Genomic DNA, 18,589 nt, shown 5'->3' on the forward strand with positions numbered 1-18,589 from the left:
CGGTCCGCCGTGATCGCGCACCGTCCTCCGCGGTCGGGTGCGGTCAGCCGTGGGCGGGTGCGGTCAGCCGGCCGCCAGGGCTGCGGCGATCCGCTCGCGTGCCTCCTCCCAGGGCAGTGGCGCGGCGACGACCGCGCGCAGCGCCCTGACCTGGCGGGGCGGGAGTCCGGCCGCGAGCACGCCGACGGCGCTGCGGTCCCGCCCGTAGAGCGCAAGGGCACGGCGCGCCGCCCGGTCCAGAACGGTGGTCTCGACCCGGTCGGCGCCCGCCGTCAGCCCGTACGCCTGGAGCTTGACGGCGTACTGGTCGGACCAGAAGTACGGCACGGGGGCGAACGGACGGCGCTCCGGGGCAGGGGCGGCGGCCTCGGCCCCGGCGGCGGCCGTGGCCCCTGCGGGGCCGGACGCCTCCGCGGCGAGTTCGGCCAGGAGGTTGCGGGCGGCGGCCATGCCCTGTTCGGTGGCGTTCATCCGGTGCTCGAAGCGCAGCGGGCGGCCGTGGACGGGATGGTCCCAGCGGGCCACATCGCCCGCGGCATAGACACCCGGGGCGGCGGCGCAGTACGCATCGCAGCGCAGCCCGTCGCCGGTGTCCAGGGCCGGGTCGTCCAGCCAGTCGACGCCGGGCCGGGAGCCGATCGCCAGCAGCACGAGGTCCGCGGGCAGCAGGCGGCCTTCCGCTCCCCCTCCCCCGGCGGCTACGCCCCCACTGGCTCTGCCCTCACCGGCGGGAGTCCCCCCATGGGCCAGCCGTACGGCCGTGACCCGCCGGTCGCCGCCACCGGCCGGGTCCGCGGGCGCCGTCTCGAAGCCGTCCACCGCTCCGGTGAGCAGCCGGACGCCGCGGGCGCGGTGCTCCTCGGCGAGCAGTTCGCCGACCTCGGTGCCGACGGCGGCGGCCATAGGAGTCGCCTCGATGCCGACGAGGGTGACCTCGTGCCCCAACTCCCTTGCCACGGCGGCCGCTTCACAGCCCAGTACGCCGTTTCCGACGATCACCAGCCGCCTGCCGCCTCCCCCGGCGGCCACGCCCTCACTGCCGGGGGTACCCCCATTGGCCAGCCGGCCCCGCAGGGCCAGCGCGTCGTCGAGGGTACGCAGGGTGTGCACTCCGGCAATGCGGTCGGCGCCGGGCAGAGTACGGGCCGCGACACCGGTCGCAATGATCACGCCGGCGCAGCGGAGCGTCCCCCGTTCCCGGCCTTGCGCAAGCGGGGAAACCCCCACGTCACCGTCGAGCGTGAGGGTGCGGCCAGCCACGTCGAGCCCGGTGGCCCGGGTGCCGAGCCGCAGGTCGAGATCGAGCGGAGCGAGCTGGTCGGCGGTGCGCAGCAGCAGCTTCTCCGGTGCCCAGGCGCCCTGCAGCAGTTGCTTGGACAACGGCGGCCGGTCATACGGAAGATGGGGCTCGTCGCCGATGAGGGTGAGCGGGCCGCGCCAGCCGAAGCGGCGCAGCGCCTCGGCCGCGGCGAGACCGGCCGCCGAGGCGCCGACGACCGCGATCGGCAGCCCGGTCATGCGCGCACCTCGATCACGGCGGCCGGGCAGACGGCGGCCGCCTCGCGGACCGCGTCGTGCTGTCCGGCCGGCGGTTCGGCGTCGAGCAGCACGACCACACCGTCCTCGTCGCGCTGGTCGAAGACCTCGGGGGCGATCAGCACACACTGGCCGGCGGCGCAGCACCTGTCGGCGTCGAGGGTGATCTTCACGTCAGTGGGCTCCATTGCTGTGAGGTGACGTTAAGGACAAACGGCCGGGACGCCCCAGGAGTGCCCGGGGCGGGCCCGGTGCCGTCAGGGCGCGCCCCGGGCCCGCCGCTCAGGCGACCTCGATGCCGTACTCCTGCACCAGCGCTTCCAGGCCGCCGGGGAAGCCCTTGCCGCCGATCACGAAGTCCCAGTCGCCGCCCTCCCGTCGGCGGAACGAGCCGAGGACCAGAGCGGTCTCCCCGGGCCGCCCGTCCGAGACCTCCAGGCACCCCAGCTCCTCCCCCGACGCGTCCAGCAGGCGGATCCGGGCGTCGGTGAAGCCGGAGAGATCGGCGTCGGGGTTGACCTGGGGGTCGATCGCCGCGACCAGGACCAGCCGGTCGGCGGCCGGTGGCAACGCCTCGAACCGCACCTGCATCGCGGCCCGGTCGGGTGCGAAACCGGGCAGCATCCGGACCGAACCGTCCGGGCTGCGGGGGTTGTTGTAAAAGACGAAGTGATCGTCGCTGAGCACGTCGGTCCCCTTGCACACCAGGGCACAGACATCGAGGGCGACCTCGCCGGACCAGTTCATGCCGAGGATGTTGTGGTCCGCCGCCTCCTCGGCGGCGGACGGGCCGGACGGGGCGTCCCCGCCGAGCCGTCCGCGCAGCCCGTAACGGCCGAGCAGATCGACGAGTTCGGGGCCGGCGATGAGGCTGAGCGGTTTGCCGTTGGCGAAGGTGTGGGCGCCGGGACCGAAGCGGGAGGTGGTCACCAGCACGCCCTTGTTGGCGCCTTCGGACTGGACGGTGCCGTACAGGTCACGGACGGCGGTCGGCGGGACGGTGTTGCGGTAGCGCTTGACCTGCACGACGATCTTGCCGCCGCGGATCGGATCGGGGTCCAGCGCATCCACATCGACCCCGCCGTCGCCGGACCGCTGGGTGGTCACGGCCTGCATGCCCATGGCGCGGAACAGCTCGGCGATCAGGTTCTCGAAGGCGATCGGATCCATCTCGTACAGATCCGGTTCGCTCTCCGTGCCGTGCGAGACGACCCCGCCGCCCACCTCTCCCGGCAGGCGCACCGGGCGTACCGCGGTGCGCTGGTCGGGGCGGGCGGCGAGCTGCCCGCGCAGCCCGTCGGTCAGACACTCCACCGCGCTGACCTGCTCAAGACAGAAGGTGTCGAAGGAGCTGCGGGGCGCCATGACGGTCGCGAGATACACCTGGGCCGGGCGGCCGGTCACCGGGTCCACATCGTCCACGAAGCCGTTCAGCGCCACCGAGTCCAGGGTGCCGTGGCCGTCGGCGGCGAAGAGGTCGCGCAGCACCAGCAGCACGCTCTGGGCCAGCACTTCGCGGTAGAGCGCCCGTCGCTGCGCGGCCGGCCTGGCGGTCTCTTTCTCCTGATCGGCAGTGGGCATGTAGCGGACGGATTTGGTCTCCGGGACGATGTCGTAGCCCGGGAGCTCCCAGTCCAGGACGAGCTGACGCGCCATCGGGTCGTAGGCCGCCGCGATCTGCCGGGGAAAGCCCTCCGGCCAGGCCGTGGAGGAGTACAGGGCTGCGGAGAAGTACTCGACGGCCGCGTCCGCGTCACCGCCGCGCAGGCCCGACAGCAACTCCTCGATGCCGGAGTTGTGCTGCCGTATCTCGGCCAGGGCGCCCGCGGCCCACTGGTCGTACTGCTGCCGGTAGGAGGCGAGTTGGGCCTGGCGGCGGCTCTCCGCGGCCTGCGCCGTGTACCAGTCCTGCTCGTAGCGGGCGCGGGCCTCCTCCTGGGCACGGTCACGGCGGGCACCGAGGTGCCAGCCGCCCGTCGGCGCGTGATAGCGGGCCGGGTCGGGCATCGGTACCGGCGTGGCGAGGGCGCCGGGCGCGAACTCCTCGATCCGCTCGGGGCGCAGCAGCGCGGCGGCGGAGAAGGCGGGGGCACGGCAGCCGTCGGCGAGCAGGCCGGTCAGTGCACCGACGCGGGCGTCCAGTTCCTCGGTCCGCCGACGGGCGTCGGCCTCGCGTTGCTGCCGGTAGGCCGTCTGCCGCTCACGGTGCATCCGCGCCATGGCGCGTTCGGCGTCCCGTGCCTGCCGCTCCTGGTCGCGCTGCTGCTGTGCTCGCGCGCGGCGCTGGGCTTCCTGCTGGCGCTGCTGCTGACGCTGCGCCTCGGCCCAGACGGCCATTAATCCGTGGGAACGGCGGCTCATATCGCTGTGTGTCCTCCCCCCGGGGCGGACTGCCCCCGGAACCCTGTGGAAGCGGTTTCACCTGCGTTGTTGGGTGAGACTTTAGCGGGGGAGCGAGAGGCTGGTCACGGTTGGGGAGAAGATTCCGCGCCCTTGGTGCGGGGTCCGCCGACGCGTTTCCCAGACCGTTCCGGGCGTCTCCCGGCCCCATGTTGCGAACCGGACGGGGGTCGTAATCGACGGGCACTCCCGACAGCAGCACACCCTTGCTCTGAGGCTGGCCCGTAGGGCGGGTAGCGCCCATCACTTGGAGCGTGACGGTCCGCCTGCGGCCGGCATCTGGCCGCAGGCGGGAGCCTGAGGGGTTAACCCTCGTCCTCTACCAGGTCCGGCACCAAGAACGCACGAAGGGGCGGCTCATCACCGTCGCCGCTCGCCGCTTCAGCGGTCCGCACGGCTGCCACAAGGTCGGCGTAGCGGGAGTTGATCCATTCCATGACGTTCCCTCTCGTCGCGGACCTGAAGGCCAGCCCTTCTTCGGTTTGGGCTGGATGATGATGGGCCGCTCCTTGGGTTCAGAGTGCTGGCACCGCGCGGCGACCGCCACCAAGTCGTCGTCCGGAGGCCCCCACAGATCCAGGTCGACGCTGTACCCGGCCTCCTCAATGAGGGCCGTAGTCCGTTCGATAGCGTCCTGGTTGAACCGGGCCGGGTCGGGCTCCTCCGGACAGTGATGAACGAAGGACCCCAGTCGGCCGCACAGCTCGGCATAGGCCGCAGGCGCAGCGGCTATCCACGGCGGCCCCCGATGCTGCAGGCGACGATCAGGAACACCATGGCCACAGGCCAGAGGAGAGATGCGGCGGCACGGGCATGGCGCCGCCGCTGCTCGGGAGTCATGAAGCGGCCCGCTCGCGCCGCTGGTTCAAAAGCCACTGACAGTCACGCGCGAGCTGCTGCACCTGAACATGAGCCGCGAGCGGGCTGCCACCGACACCCTGCATTGCCTGCCGCTCGATGCCGTCAAGACGCGCGGTCTGCCGGTGCCACTCGATGCTGCCGTGCCAGATACAGCCGGCCGCGGTGCGGGCCTCGGGGAGCAGCAGGTCAACGTGACCCCGCAGTTCCTCCTCAAGCTCGCGCAGGACCCCGACGTCCAGGTGACCTGCGTTGACACGCAGCGCTCTGGTGATCGTCGCCTCGATGGCGTCCAGATCGATCGGGGGCTCATCCCTCGCCACGGCGCCGGCCTTCCACTGTGCACGCTCGGTGTTCATGCTGTGACGTTAGGAGCACGTGACGCGCGCCTCAATGGCAATTCCTTCGGGCCGAAACCCGGAGTAACAAGGGCTACAACGGAACTGACAAGGCATCCGCCAGTTGTCGCATCTGCGACGTCAGCGTCCGGCGCCGCTCCACCACATCACCCAAGATGTCCTGCGCGTACCGCTGGCCGGCCAGCCACTCCGGAGCGGCGTCGTGAATGCTCGCGAGCGTGTCGACCGCCTTGCCGTACTGCCGTACCAGGACGTGTGCCTTGGCCACGTCGAGTCGGTGCCGGTGGTATTCCGTGGACGCCGCTTGGCTCCCCTTCTTGGCCATGGCAAGCACCTTGTCCGGCCGGTCGAGGACGATGTGCCGTTCGGCCGCCTTGTATCCGACCGTCGCCGGGCCCCACGTCGTCAGCCGGTCCCGGCCCCGCGGCAGTTCCCGACCGGTCATCACAGCCACGGACAGCGCCAGCCGCATCGTGTCCTCCGCTTCGCCGCGCCGGTTGTCCCGCAGGTTCGCGGCCGATGCCTGCAGCAGCAGCCAGCCCCACGCGGCGAGTTCCTCAGGCGTCGCTCTGGACATGCGAGGTTCGACGTCGTCCGCCCACCGGGTGGCCAACTCTCGGGCCTCGCGCAGCTTGCCCTGCCGAACAAGGAGCCAACTCCAAGTGGTGATCACTGCGGCGGCACGCAGCCGGTCCGGGGCATCATCGAGGGCGCGATGCAACGCGGTCTCCGCGGCGTCGAACTGACGGACCTGCGTCAACACGGACCCCGTGATCTGGAGGAGATGTGCACGCAGTCCACGGGCCGGCGCCGAATCGCCGAGCGCATCAGCATCACGCAATGCCGGAGCGAGCAGCGTGGACAGCTCGGCCAGCCGGTTACCGAAATAGGCACGGCGCACATCGGGAAGGAGCGCGCGAACACCCTGCACCGTAGGCTCCTCCGCAGATGCGACGGGCGCCACCTGGACGGCGAGTCGCAGCGGTCGCCACGGCTCGCCGGCCTCGGTCCGGGTGGTGTCGTCGCGTTCCAGCAGACTGCTGGTGTCGACTCGCAGAGTGATGGCGAGTTTATGAGCGGTCTCCATACGAGTGCCGTCTACCGCGCCCTGTTCCAGTTGACGGATGAGGGAGACCGATACGCCGGAGGCTGTGGCGAGCTCCCGTTGCGTGAGACCGCGGCGCTTCCGGACGGTGCGCAGACGGTCCCCGATGTGCATGTCAGCGTGCTCAGGCATCATTGCTCCGTTCTGACCTAGACACTCAGAACGGTACCCCCGGCCCCAGAAGCGAGCGCAGAGATCGGCTCCCACCGCTGGGAGACCGTGCGCGTGGCGCCTGAGATTCCAGCGGCGGTTGCGGGTGTTGGGGGAGCATGCACTCATGTCGCCCCTGCTACGTCAGATGAGCGGTCGAGGCGTCAGAAACCTTTCACAACACATCAGTTGGCAGACAGTGAACCAGCGCCTTTGCCCAGCCTCGCCGTTACTCCACGTCTGATCACCGCGTGCCGAGATCGCCTTAGACTCGACGGACACCGTGCCGGATCACAGTGCAGAGAGGAGATGAAATGAAGCAGCCACCCCCCTTCGCCTCCCTGGCCGCCGCGCTTGCGGCGCTCGGGACGGTGCTGGGCTTTCTCGCGGTCCAGTTGCGTACCGACGGTTACGAGCAGTACGTCGAGTCCGTGGCCACCGCCAGCGTCGTGATGTGGACGACCGCCTGCCTGACGGTCGTGACCTGGTCCCGCTGGCGCCAGGGGAAGACGAACTGAGTTCTCCACACGCCGACGGGCGCCGGGGCATCAGCCCCGGCGCCCGTTGCGCGCGGCCCGGTCCCGCCCTCACTGCCACATCGGCACACCCGGCCGTGCGGAGCTGGGCACCTTGCCGACAGTGAATGCCGACGGGCCGTGATCACCCTCGGTAGAGTCCGGCCATGGCATACACCTTCCAGGTAACCGTCGACTCGGCCGACCCGCACTCGCTCGCCGACTGGTGGGCCGACGCCCTCGGCTGGGAAGTGGAGCCGAGCGACGAGACGTTCATCCGCCGGATGATCGCCGAAGGTCAGGCGAGTGAGGACGACACCACCACCCATCGCGGCACCCTCGTATGGCGGGTCGGCGCCGGGATCCGCCATCCGGAGGGCCTGGACCGGGCGCCGCGCATCCTCTTTCAGCTCGTGACGGAGCCCAAGGTGGTCAAGAATCGCGTCCACCTGGACGTGCGCACAGGCCCCGACGATCCCCAGGCCGTGGTCGAGCGGTTGATCGCCAAGGGAGCCACGCTCCTGCACCACGGCAAGCAGGGGCCCTTCGCCTGGACCACACTCGCCGACCCGGAGAACAACGAACTCTGTGTCTCGTCATGACGCGGGGGCGGGCCGGTTCGAGGTTCAGATCGCGCGGTGGTGCTCGGCCCAGTACGGGTCCCGCAGCTGCCTCTTGAAGAGCTTTCCCGACTCGTCCCGCGGCAGCAGCTCCTCGAAGACCACCGCCCGGGGGACCTTGTACCCGGCAAGCCGCCCGGCGACATGGGACCGTACCTCCTCTGCGCTGAGCAGTACACCGGGTTCGGTCTGCAGATGGGCGGCGAGGACTTCACCGAACTCCTCATCGGGGATGCCGAAGACGGCCACGTCACGGACCCCGTCGAGGGCGAGCAGACAGCCTTCGATCTCGGCGGGGTAGATGTTGACGCCGCCCGAGATGACCATGTCGTTCCGGCGGTCGCTGAGGAAGAGATAGCCGTCCGCGTCGAGATGGCCGATGTCCCCGATGGTGACGTATCCGGGCAGGCCCGGTGCTTCCATGGCGGCACGCCGACCGGGGTCGCCGAGGTAGGTGAACGGGGGCCAGCCGTCGCCGGGTTTGAGGTAGATGTCACCGGTGGCTCCGGCCGGCAGCGGCTCCTTGCCGGGGCCGACGACCGCCACCCCGCAGGTTCCGGTGGCACGTCCGACGGTGCCGGGGTGGGCCAGCCACTCGGCGCTGTCGCACCAGGTCACGGCGCCGGTCTCGCTGCCGCCGTAATACTCCCGCAGTACCGGTCCCAGCCAGTCGATCATGGCGTACTTGATGTGCGGCGGGCAGGGCGCCGCGGCGTGTACGACGGAGGTGAGCGAGGACAGGTCGTAGCGCTCGCGTACGTCCTTCGGCAGCCGCAGCAACCGTACGAACATCGTCGGCACGACCTGCACCTGCTCGATACGGTGGTGGGCGATCAGCCGCAGGCATTCCTCGGCGTCGAAGCGCGGCATGAGGGTGATGTCCAGGCCGGCCGCGAGCGCGAGGACGGCGTGCTGGCTGGGAGAGGCGTGGTACAGCGGCGCGGGGATGAGCGTGCGTCCGCCGGGGGCGACGGCGAAGCGCTCCAGGAATAACCGCACCCCCTCTTCGAGCTGCTCGGGAGCGACGGGCTCGCGCAGAACTCCCTTGGGGAGCCCCGTGGTTCCGGAGCTGTAGATCACGGTGGGCGGGCGTTCCCCGGCGGCCTGGTCCAGCGGGGCAAAGCCTTCCAGCCACCGGTCGAGCAGCGGGTGCTCTCCTGTGACGGGCGGTACGGCGATCTTGCAGGCGGCCGCGACCCCGGCGGGAACGGCGGCCTCGACGATCCGTACGCCCTCGGGCAGCACGGCGGTCACCGCCTCCAGCAGGTCGCTGTGCGCAAAGACGACCTTGCTGCCGCTGTCGGTGAGCACATGACGCAGGTCGTCCTGGCGGAAGTGCCAGTTGACGGGTACCGCCGAGGCGCCCAGCAGGGCGGCCCCTGCGGTGATCTCCAGATGGGCGGGCTCGTTGCGCAGCACGACGGCGATCCGGTCGCCGGGCTCGACTCCCACCGCCCGCAGCCCGGTGGCGATCCGCGCCGCACGGTCGAGGAAGGACGGATAGTCGCGTTCATGACCCGCGCAGCGAATGGCCGGGGCGCCGGCAGCGGGCGGGACGACGGCTTCCATGGTGCCTCCAGTGAATGCGGCCGGAAGGCCCATTGAACCGACAAGTCCGGTGGTTATCCAGAGCGCCCGCCGCAGGCCGGCACTCCCCCGGGCTCTCGGCGGCGCCTCTTCCGGCCCCTCTCCCCCGCCGCCCCGCTTAGATCCGAGGTCTTGCCCCCTTCCGGCCTCCCCCTTCCCCAACTCGCGTCCGGTTTCCGGCAGATGCTCCGATGTTTATCGGGCCCGGGGTCTTCCGGTCCGGGTTCGGCCGCTGCACCATGCGGGGTGGCACAGGAGGCACGTACGTGACCAACTGACCCGAGGAGCGAGCGATGCACAGCCGCACCAGACCGTTCCGGCTGCTGGGGCTCATGGGGGTGCTGGGCGCCCTGCTGCTGGCCGCAGGCGGCCCGGTGGCCGCCGCGAAGCCCCCGCCGCGGCCCGCCGCCGGCCCCGGAACCAACCACGCGACCGACGATCCCTTCACCTCGTCGCGCACCTCGTGGTGGCGTCAGGACCGCTTCGGAATGTTCATCCACTTCGGCGCGTACTCCCACCTGGAGGGCGAGTACACCCGGCCCGACGGCACGGTGTGCCGCAACGCGGAGTGGATCAAGCGCGAGTGCCAGATCCCGGACGACGTGTACGAGAAGCAGGCCGCCGCCTTCAACCCGTCCGCCTTCGACGCCGGGGCGATCGTCCGGGCGGCCAAGGACGCCGGCCAGCGCTATATCGTCATCACGGCCAAGCACCACGACGGCTATGCGATGTGGCCGACGCGGCAGAACACCTGGAATCTGCGCGACCACTCCTCCTTCGACCCGCACCGCGACATCCTCGCCGAGCTGAAGAAGGCCGCCGACGCCGCCGGGATCAAACTCGGCTTCTACTACTCCATCTGGGACTGGCACGACCCGGACTTCGCCGGCCCGGCGACCTTCCCGCGCTACAAGAAGCGGATGTACGCCCAGCTCAAGGAGCTGATCGACCACTACGACCCGGCGCTGTTGTGGTTCGACGGCGAATGGGACACGGACCACCCCACCAATCACTGGTCGCGTCAGGACGGCGCCGACCTCCAGGCGTATCTGCACGGAATGAACCCCCATCTGATCGTCAACAACCGCGTCGGCAAACGCGAGGTGGTCGACGGGGACTTCGGCACGCCGGAGCAGGAGATTCCCGCGGAGCCCGTGGACGGACAGCTGTGGGAGAGCTGTATGACGCTCAACGACCACTGGGGCTTCGCCAGGTACGACACCCATTGGAAGCCGGCGGCAACGGTGGTGCGCAACCTGCTGGAGGTGGCGAGCCGCGGCGGCAACTACCTGCTCAACGTGGGCCCCGACAAAACCGGGCGCATCCCTCAGCCGTCCGTCGACCGGCTGCGCGAGACCGGCCGGTGGCTGGGTGCGCACGGCCAGGGCGACGCGGTCCACGGGGCCGGATACACCGGGCTGGTGGCGGACCCGCCCTGGGGCACGGTCTCCCGGCGGGGCGACACGCTGTACGCCGCGGTCACCTCCTGGCCGGCCGCCGGCGCGCCCCTGCACCTCACCGCCAGGGGACGGTTCGAGATCACCGCGGCCCGGGTGCTGGGCAGTTCTCAGCAGGTGAGGGTCGTCCGGGCCGGGGACGGCTTCGACCTCACCCCGTCCGGCACCGCCACCGGCCCGCTCGCCACCGTCGTCCGGCTCACGATCACGCCGCCGGCCGCGGCACCCGCCGGCACCGGAAAGGGGCTGACGGCGCAGAGCTGGGCGAACGGTTCCTTCACCGGCCCGCCCGCGGTGACCACCGTCGACCCGACGGTGAACAAGGCCTACCGCTTCGACGGCTCACCGGACCCGGCGATTCCCGCCGATCACTTCAGCACCCGCTGGACCGGCAGCATTGAGCCGCGTTTCGACGAGACGTACACCTTCACCACCGTCTCCGACGACACCGTACGGCTGTGGATCGACGGCAAGCCGGTGATCGACAACACCACCCCGCACGGCCCGAAGGCCGACAAGGGGACCGTCACCCTGCGGGCCGGCCACCGGCACAGCATCCGGCTCGACCACACGGAGCAGACCGGTGAGGCCTATATGAAGCTGCTGTGGTCCAGCCCGGGTCAGCCCCAGCAGATCGTGCCGCAACGGCAGCTCTACGCCGACTGACCAGGGCCGTACCGGCCGGCCACGGGCGGGCGGACGAGCGGACGGTGGGTCGTGGAGAGACGGACGGCTGACCGAGACGGTCGGTCTGGCAGAGACGGTCGGTCTGACAGAGACGGACGGGCGGGAAAAGCTCCACCCCCGGTTGGGCCGTTCGGGTCGGTCCGAGCCCAAGGGGTGCCCGGTCCGCCCCGGCGGTGGCGCCGCCTGCCGATGCCGACGGGCTCACCCGGCCGCTGGGCCGCTGTGTCTGCTCGGGCGCCGGCCCCGACCCCGGAGGAGGAGGCCCACGGGTCAGGGCCGACGCCCGAGCGCTCGGTGATTCAGTCGATGCCGCGGAAGATATTCGGTTCGGCGGGATCGTCATCGCAGCCGGCGAGATGCACGGGGGCGCAGCGGTCCCAGACTTCCAGATTCCGGACTTCCTTGATCCGACCGGGCCGCTCGCCCTGCTTCAAACGGGGCTGCTTGTGTTGAGCCTTGTGCAATGCCACCACGCACTCCTTCTTCTGAGGTATTGGTCCGACGCGGTGGCGCCTCTTTCACAAACCGGGAGGTCGGCCAAGGTTTGTGGCGTTCCCGCGACGGGCCAATGGTGTTGGCGTCTCCCAGAAAGGTCGTCCGTCGCCCCTCAGAGTAACGACGCCGTACTCCGCGCGCTCGACGTTTCCCGGCGGCACGGGCACGTCATCGGAAGATGCGGATGCGAGGCCCCTGAATGAGGGGAAAACGGTCGGAATATGTGACGCACATCACTCACTCCAATGGCCCTGCGGTTGCTGCATTCGCCCCGTTCCCTACGCTGAAGAGTGAGCGGCGGATCCGGTTCCCGTCGCCGCGCGCCCTGCTGCGGGGCGCGCGACGGCAGTGCTACCCATGGGCGGGTGGCATGGTTCTCGGATTCCGGTTACTGGCTCGGGCGGCTGGTCTTCCAGCGCGTGCTGGCCGTTCTCTACCTGGTCGCGTTCGTGGCGGCGGCCCGGCAGTTCCGGGCACTCATCGGCGCGCGCGGCATGCTGCCGGTGCCCGACTTCGTGGCGCGGGTGCCGTTCCGCGCGGCGCCCTCGGTCTTTCACCGGCACTATTCGGACCGTTTCTTCGCCCTCTGGTCGTGGAGCGGGGCGCTACTGGCCGCGGCCGTGGCGGTGGGGGCGGCGGATGCCGTGCCGCTGTGGGCGTCGATGGTGCTGTGGGCCGTACTGTGGGCGATGTATCTGTCCATCGTGAACGTCGGGCAGACCTGGTACAGCTTCGGCTGGGAGTCGCTGCTGCTGGAGGCCGGTTCGCTCGCGGTGTTCCTCGGGAACGGCGCGATCGCTCCCCCGGTGCCGGTGATGTGGCTGCTGCGCTGGGTGCTGTTCCGGGTGGAGTTCGGGGCCGGGCTGATCAAGATGCGCGGCGACCGCTGCTGGCGGGATCTGACCTGCCTGTACTACCACCACGAGACGCAGCCGATGCCCGGCCCCTTGAGCTGGCTCTTCCACCATCTGCCCCGGCCCCTGCACCGGGTCGAGGTGGCGGCCAACCACGTCGCCCAACTCGCCGTTCCCGTGCTGCTGTTCACTCCACAGCCGATCGCCGGGTGGGCCGCGATCGCGATGGTCGTCACCCAGCTGTGGCTGGTGCTCTCGGGCAACTTCGCCTGGCTGAACTGGGTGACCATCGCGCTCGCCCTCTCGGCCGCGGCCCCGCTGTGGGGGCCGCCGGCCACGCCGCTGCCCGCGCCTCCGGTGTGGTTCGAGGTCCTGGTCCTCCTCGCCACGGCCGGGGTCCTCGTCCTCAGCTACCGGCCGGCGCGCAATCTGCTGGCCCGGCAGCAGCTGATGAACACGTCCTACGAGTCGCTGCACCTGGTCAATTCGTACGGGGCCTTCGGCAGTATTACGCGAGTGCGCCGGGAAATCGTCGTGGAGGGGACCGCGGATGCGGTGACCGGGCCGGAGACCACGTGGCTCCCTTACGAATTCCGTGGCAAGCCGGGAGAGGTACGGCGGCTGCCGCGCCAATTCGCCCCTTATCACCTCCGGCTGGACTGGCTGATGTGGTTCGCCGCGCTGTCACCGGCCTATGCGCGGTCGTGGTTCGTCCCGTTCGTCGCGCGATTGCTGGAGAACGACCGGGACACGCTGCGGCTGTTGCACCGCAATCCGTTCCCCGGTCTGCCGCCGGCCCGGATCAGGGCCCGGGTCTTCCGTTACCGCTTCACGACCTGGCGGGAATTGCGGGAGACTGGGGCGTGGTGGCACCGCACCGAGGAGCGGGAGTTTCTGGCGCCGGTTGCGCGGTCAGCTCTGCACGGAAGGCGATGACCATATCCCGGGCGTGGCGCAGTCCGATACGGGTGAAGTCCGCTTCCAGGGAGGCGAGTTCGACCAGGGTCTCGTCCCGGTCGCGGCCGAGGCGGGCCCGGGACTTCGCCAGGCCGAGCCGGGAGAGCGCCTCCCCGCGGGGCTCCTGCATCTCGCGGAACTCCCGCAGCGAGAGGGTGTACGTCTCACGCGCCGACTCGTAACGGCCCGCCCGGTAGAACACGTTGGCGCGCATCTTGTGGTTGTACGCGAGCGCGCTGGCCAGGTCCATGGTGCGGCAGATGGCCTCCGCCTCGGACAGCAGCGCGAGCGCCCGCTCCGTCTCGCCCTGGACGGACAGGACATCGGCGACGCCGCGCAGCGACCAGGCGCGCCCACGGAAGTCATCGGCCTCGGCGGCGATCCGGGCGGATTCCTCGAACAGCTCCAGGGCCTTGTCGTAGCCGCCGGTGTTGCGGTGCATCTGGGCTATGCCGGACATCGCCCAGACCATGTGCCGGGCCTCGCCGTGCGCCCGGCCCTGTTCCAGCAACTGCTCGTGGAGCTCGGCGACCGCTTCGTAGTCGCCCTGTATGCGGCCGGTCTCGGCGAGGCCGGCGAGCGAGTAGCCGTGGGCGAGGCGGTCGCCGCTGCCGTCGGCCAGCGCCACGGCATGGGTGAGCAGCCGGCGGGCGAGCGGCAGGGAGCCGCACTGGCGGGCCAGGGTGCCGCCGCTCCACAGCGCCCAGGCCATGGCACCCCGGTCACCGGCACTGCGGGCACTGCGGTAGCTCTCCCGCCAGGCGTCACCGGCCTGTGTCACCCGGCCGAGCCGGCGGTTCGCCTCGCCGACCGCGAGCGCGGCCCGGGCCCGCTCCAGCGCCGTGCCGGCCTCGGCATGCGCGCGCCTCGCCGTCGCCAGCACCTCCTCGTAGGAGGAGTTCACGCCCAGTGCCGTGCCCAACTCGCCCTGATATTCAGGGGCGAACGCCTTGCCGTACATAGATACCCATGGCCTCTCGATGATCTTTGCGCCTTGATCAACAACCTACGAGCTGTGAGGGGTGCGGCGAATCCGTCCGCGTATGGGTTGTGCTGTACGACTGGAGTGCTACCGGAGGGGTCATGGTCATCATGGGGATGTAGGGGGACGTCAGGGTCACCCCCTACGGGGTACCGCCGTGGCGTTGCGCCTCACGCCTCTCGGGTGGCGTCACTTGCCGTAGGGGGCGAGGGCCGGTCACCCTGCTGCCACGACCACCCGATCAGGACCACCGACCGCCGAGCACCGAGGTGTGGCATGAGCGCAGCGCGTACGGGAACGCAGACCGGGACAGGGAGCAGCCGCATCGACCGCAGGCGGTTCCTCGGCGTCGCGGCAGGGCTGGCCGTGGCGGGCGGGGCAGGCGGGGCGGGTCTGCTGACGACGGAGGAACCGGCGCCCGGGCACGCCACCCGCCACGCGGCCGGGCACCGCCGGCGCCGCATCCGGCCGCTCTTCCTGGGGACGTACACCTCGGCCGCGGGCGGCGGGGCCGGCGTCGGACTCGGTACGTACGATACCGTGACCGGCCGGATCACCCGCACCGGTGTCGTGAACGGGGTCGCCGACCCCTCCTACCTCGTCCTGGCGCCGTCCGGCCGCACCCTCTACGCGGTCGACGAGCAGGAGCGGGGCGAGGTGACCGCGATGGCGCTGCGGCCGGACGGACCGCCCACGGTGCTGGGCACCCGGTCCACCGGCGGCGCCGGTCCCTGTCATCTGTCGGTGCACCCGAGCGGCCGTTGGCTGCTCAGCGCCAACTACCTCTCCGGCAGCGTCGCCGTGCATCCCATCGACCGCGCCACCGGCTCCCTGGGCGCGCGCACGGATCTGGTCACCCACACCGCCCCGCCGCCCGGTCCCGGCCAGGACGGGCCGCATGCCCACCAAATCGTCACCGCCCCGGACGGCCGGCACGTGCTGGCCGTCGACCTCGGCAACGACACCGTCTACACCTACCGGCTGGACGAATCGGCCGGTGAACTCACCCAGGTGTCGTATGCGGCGCTGCGACCCGGCGCCGGCCCCCGGCATCTGACGTTCCACCCGTCGGGCGCCTTCGCCTATCTGGCGAACGAGGTCGACAACACGGTCGTGGTCTGCCGCTACGACCGGAGTACCGGACGGCTGAGCCCCGGTACATCGCAGTCCACCGGGACCGGCCCGGGCACCAGCTATCCGGCGCAGCTCTTGGTCACCCGCGGCGGCGGCTTCGCCTTCCTCGCCAATCGCGGTCACAACAGCCTCACCCGCTATGCCGTGGAGGCGGCCGGGGCACGGCTGCGGCTGCTGGACACCGTGCCGGTGGGCGGGGACTTCCCCCGGCAGATCGCCTTTTCGCCGGATCAGCGGTGGCTGTTCGCGGCGAACCAGAAGTCGGGGTCGGTGACGGTGTTCTCGGTGGATGCCCGGACCGGGTCGCTCCATCGCGTGGGCGAGCCGTTCCCGGCGCCCGTACCGGTGTGCGTCCTACCGCTGTGACAGCGGAACACGGCTCTCCGCGTCATCCCGCGTGCCGGGGAACGGACGGTGTGCCACGGACGGTGTGCCGCGCCCGGAGGACCGCCGTCCGACGGTCCGGCGGTGAGGCGCCCGCCGCGGTCCCGCTCCTGGGAAAGGGGCAGCCCGGACCGACGTGGTGCCCGCCGCTGAGAGGAAGCGGGGGCACCACGTCGGTCCGGGCGTGCGTCGCGGCTACTGGGAAGCGGACCCGCCCCAGCTCTGGGTGATGGCGAGCTTGGCGTTGCTCTGCTGGGTCTCGGTCGGGAAGTCCGGCGTGCCGGAGACCTTCGGCAGCTTTGCCGCCGCGGTCTTGTCGAGCTTGCCGGCCTTCTTCATGGCGTCCATCAGGGCCGGGCGGGCGAACCCCTTGAGTCTGAGGTTCTGGCCCTCGGGGCTGTAGAGGTACTCCAGCCACAGACGCGCGGCCGCGGGGTGCGGCGCGTCCTTGTTGATGGCCTGCGAGTAGTACTGGGAGAACTTTCCGTCCGAGGGGACCGTGACCTTCCAGTCGATGCCCTTGGACTTGAGCGCCTCGGTGTACCCGGCGTTCAGGTAGTCCCAGTCGATGCTGATCGGCGTCCGGCCCTTCGCGATGGTGGCCGCGGTGGATTTCACGGGCGCGAGAACGCCGTCCTTCTTCAGCTTGGTGAAGAAGTCTATGCCGGGCTGGATGTCCTCGAAGGAGCCGCCACGGGCGAGGGCCGCCGCATACACGGCGCCGAAGGCCGAACCCGCAGTGGTGGGGTCGCCGTTGAGCGCGACCTTCCCCTTGTACTGCGGCTGGAGCAGATCCTTGAAGCTGGTCGGGCAGGTCTGCACCCGCTTGGCATCGCAGCCGAAGGAGACATAGCCGCCGTAGTCGTTCGCCCAGCGGCCGATCGAATCTCTTTGGACATCGGGAATGTCGGCGAAACCGGTGACCATGTACGGCGCGAGCAGCCCGTCCTGGGCGGCGCTCTGCGCGAAGGAGCTGCCGAGGTCGAGGACGTCGGGAGCGTTGCCCTGGTCCTTGCGCGAGGTGACGGCCTTGATCTCGTCCTGGCTGGCGCCCTTCGGGTTCTCGACCTCGACCTTGATGCCGTACTTCTTGGTGAAGCCGTCGATCAGGGCGCCGTAGTTGGCCCAGTCGCGGGGCAGCGCGATCGCATGCAGGGTGCCTTCCTTCTTGGCCGCCTCGGCCAGGGCGTCGACGCCGCCCAGGGCGTCGGCCGTGGTCGCGGTGGCAGCGTTCTTTCCGTCGGCGGTGTTCGCGTCGGAGGCCCCGCCGCATGCGCTGAGGGCAAGTGCGGCGGGGATGGCGAGGACGCCGGTGAGGACGGCTGTCCTCGGCGGGAACACGGTCACGGTCTCTCCAGGGGTACGCGCAGAGGGTTGAGGGGGATTCATGCGGGGCCACACAGGGGATGCACGTGGGGGGTGAGCACCTGTCGGACGGGTTGTCTGACAAGTTGGGCCTCAGTACGCCCAACTATGGTGTCCGGCAGGTAAACATTGGTAAAAGGACTGACTCCGATTCGCTCGCGATCGCAGCTCGCGGGGGTCACGACGGCACCTCGTCCGGGCCGGCCGCGCCGCACACTCCGCACACAACTCCGCGCGGCCCGGGAAGCGGAACGGCGCGGCGCCAGGCGATCGCCGACGGGCCGGGGCGGGCTGCTCCACAGGACACTCCCTAGCCGGCCAGGTACTGCCGCAGCAGGTCACGCAGATCGGTCTCGAACGCGGCGTACCGGCGGCGGAGCCGGTCGCCGGGCCAGGCCTCGGGCAGGAGCTCGGCGGGGAGCAGGGGGTCGGAGAGGAGATGGCGGAGCGCGGCCGCGGCGATGGTGAAGCGGTCGGCCGGGGCGTCGGCGCGGTCCAGGGCACCGGCCAGGGCGCGGGCGCGGTGTGCCCACCCGATCAGGTCCCACAGCCGGGCGGCGAGCGCGGCCGGGTCGCCGTCCGGGGCGCCGGCGAGCCAGGTGCACTGCTCGGTGACGACGGCGGGGCGGGGCCGGTCGAGGTTGGCCGGGCGCAGCCAGCTGCCCTCGCGGAGTTCGGCCAGCCGCAGCTCTGCCATGGCCTGGCGCAGGGCGGTACGTTCGGCGGGCGGCCGGCCCTCCGCCGTGGCGACCACGGCGATCTCCCAGTCCCCGCTCCAGGGCCGGGTCCTCGGCGTGCGGCTCTCGTCCTGCCGGGCCTGGCGCACCAGGAGGCGGGTGGTGAGGGCATAGGAACCGTCGTCCTGCCGCAGGTCGCCCGCGGCCACCATGCGGGAGAGCGCGACCCGGACGGTGCCCTCGGCGATGCCGAACAGCTCGCCCACCCGTACCAGGGCGCGCGCGGGCAGCCGTGGCGGGTGGTGACCGAGGAGGGTGCTCAGCACGATGGAACGTGCGGTGAGCGGCCGCAGTGCCGGTGCGGCGGCCTCGGTGGCGTCGGAGGTACCGGTGCCGTGGGAGGTGCCGGTGTGGTCGTCGTTCATATGTGCCGGAGATTCTAGGGGGGCGTCTCCCCCGATCGCCGT

At 70.9% G+C, this 18,589-nt stretch carries 15 protein-coding genes; 5 read left to right on the forward strand and 10 right to left on the reverse strand.

What is annotated here, in order from left to right:
• Positions 1–63: 63 nt before the first annotated feature.
• From D9V36_RS06635 to D9V36_RS06655, 5 genes are all read right to left on the reverse strand, one after another.
• Positions 64–1,518 (reverse strand): NAD(P)/FAD-dependent oxidoreductase, encoded by a 1,455-nt coding sequence (locus tag D9V36_RS06635; RefSeq protein ID WP_129292947.1) that lies wholly within the window; start codon positions 1,516–1,518, stop codon positions 64–66.
• Positions 1,515–1,709: a ferredoxin gene (locus D9V36_RS06640; RefSeq protein WP_129298234.1), complete on the reverse strand. Its 195-nt coding sequence runs from the start codon at positions 1,707–1,709 to the stop codon at positions 1,515–1,517. Before D9V36_RS06640 ends, D9V36_RS06635 begins: the two co-directional genes overlap by 4 nt.
• 109 nt (positions 1,710–1,818) lie before the next feature.
• Positions 1,819–3,897, reverse strand: coding sequence for a restriction endonuclease (locus tag D9V36_RS06645; RefSeq protein ID WP_129292948.1), 2,079 nt, complete (start codon positions 3,895–3,897; stop codon positions 1,819–1,821).
• Positions 3,898–4,772: 875 nt separating this feature from the next.
• Positions 4,773–5,153 (reverse strand): DUF6415 family natural product biosynthesis protein, encoded by a 381-nt coding sequence (locus tag D9V36_RS06650; protein WP_129292949.1) that lies wholly within the window; start codon positions 5,151–5,153, stop codon positions 4,773–4,775.
• A 73-nt stretch (positions 5,154–5,226) separates the two neighbouring features.
• Positions 5,227–6,390, reverse strand: a complete 1,164-nt coding sequence (locus tag D9V36_RS06655; RefSeq protein ID WP_129292950.1) for a helix-turn-helix domain-containing protein — start codon at positions 6,388–6,390, stop codon at positions 5,227–5,229.
• Between the two features lie 332 nt (positions 6,391–6,722).
• Between D9V36_RS06655 and D9V36_RS06660 the strand changes: the two genes are divergently transcribed.
• On the forward strand, positions 6,723–6,926 hold the full coding sequence (locus D9V36_RS06660; protein ID WP_088801114.1) for an SCO3870 family protein: 204 nt from the start codon (positions 6,723–6,725) through the stop codon (positions 6,924–6,926).
• 164 nt (positions 6,927–7,090) lie between these two features.
• Positions 7,091–7,525, forward strand: a complete 435-nt coding sequence (locus tag D9V36_RS06665) for a VOC family protein (protein WP_129292951.1) — start codon at positions 7,091–7,093, stop codon at positions 7,523–7,525.
• Positions 7,526–7,549: 24 nt separating this feature from the next.
• Here D9V36_RS06665 and D9V36_RS06670 read toward each other — a convergent pair whose 3' ends face one another.
• The gene (locus D9V36_RS06670) at positions 7,550–9,112 is read right to left on the reverse strand and encodes an AMP-binding protein (protein ID WP_129292952.1); all 1,563 of its coding nucleotides are present in this window, start codon (positions 9,110–9,112) and stop codon (positions 7,550–7,552) included.
• Positions 9,113–9,423: 311 nt separating this feature from the next.
• On the opposite strand from D9V36_RS06670, the gene D9V36_RS06675 reads away from it, so the two are divergent.
• Positions 9,424–11,253, forward strand: coding sequence for an alpha-L-fucosidase (locus D9V36_RS06675; protein ID WP_129292953.1), 1,830 nt, complete (start codon positions 9,424–9,426; stop codon positions 11,251–11,253).
• Between the two features lie 320 nt (positions 11,254–11,573).
• Here the strand turns inward: D9V36_RS06675 and D9V36_RS40730 are convergent, their stop codons facing one another.
• On the reverse strand, positions 11,574–11,744 hold the full coding sequence (locus D9V36_RS40730; protein ID WP_164992842.1) for a hypothetical protein: 171 nt from the start codon (positions 11,742–11,744) through the stop codon (positions 11,574–11,576).
• Positions 11,745–12,134: 390 nt separating this feature from the next.
• Between D9V36_RS40730 and D9V36_RS06680 the strand changes: the two genes are divergently transcribed.
• The gene (locus tag D9V36_RS06680; RefSeq protein WP_129292954.1) at positions 12,135–13,559 is read left to right on the forward strand and encodes a lipase maturation factor family protein; all 1,425 of its coding nucleotides are present in this window, start codon (positions 12,135–12,137) and stop codon (positions 13,557–13,559) included.
• Here D9V36_RS06680 and D9V36_RS06685 read toward each other — a convergent pair.
• Entirely contained in the window at positions 13,453–14,541 is a 1,089-nt protein-coding gene (locus D9V36_RS06685) for a tetratricopeptide repeat protein (RefSeq protein ID WP_129292955.1), read from the reverse strand. The genes D9V36_RS06680 and D9V36_RS06685 overlap by 107 nt on opposite strands.
• A gap of 297 nt (positions 14,542–14,838) precedes the next feature.
• Between D9V36_RS06685 and D9V36_RS06690 the strand changes: the two genes are divergently transcribed.
• Positions 14,839–16,062, forward strand: coding sequence for a lactonase family protein (locus tag D9V36_RS06690; protein WP_129292956.1), 1,224 nt, complete (start codon positions 14,839–14,841; stop codon positions 16,060–16,062).
• A 213-nt stretch (positions 16,063–16,275) separates the two neighbouring features.
• Here the strand turns inward: D9V36_RS06690 and D9V36_RS06695 are convergent, their stop codons facing one another.
• Together D9V36_RS06695 and D9V36_RS06700 are read right to left on the reverse strand one after the other, a co-directional pair.
• Positions 16,276–17,427 carry an ABC transporter substrate-binding protein gene (locus tag D9V36_RS06695; protein ID WP_129292957.1) on the reverse strand — a complete coding sequence of 384 codons (1,152 nt, stop codon included), beginning with the start codon at positions 17,425–17,427 and terminating at the stop codon, positions 16,276–16,278.
• A 328-nt stretch (positions 17,428–17,755) separates the two neighbouring features.
• The gene (locus D9V36_RS06700) at positions 17,756–18,547 is read right to left on the reverse strand and encodes a PaaX family transcriptional regulator C-terminal domain-containing protein (protein ID WP_129292958.1); all 792 of its coding nucleotides are present in this window, start codon (positions 18,545–18,547) and stop codon (positions 17,756–17,758) included.
• Positions 18,548–18,589: the final 42 nt, after the last annotated feature.

Origin of the sequence: Streptomyces lydicus (assembly GCF_004125265.1) — a bacterium.
GTDB lineage: Bacteria > Actinomycetota > Actinomycetes > Streptomycetales > Streptomycetaceae > Streptomyces > Streptomyces lydicus_C.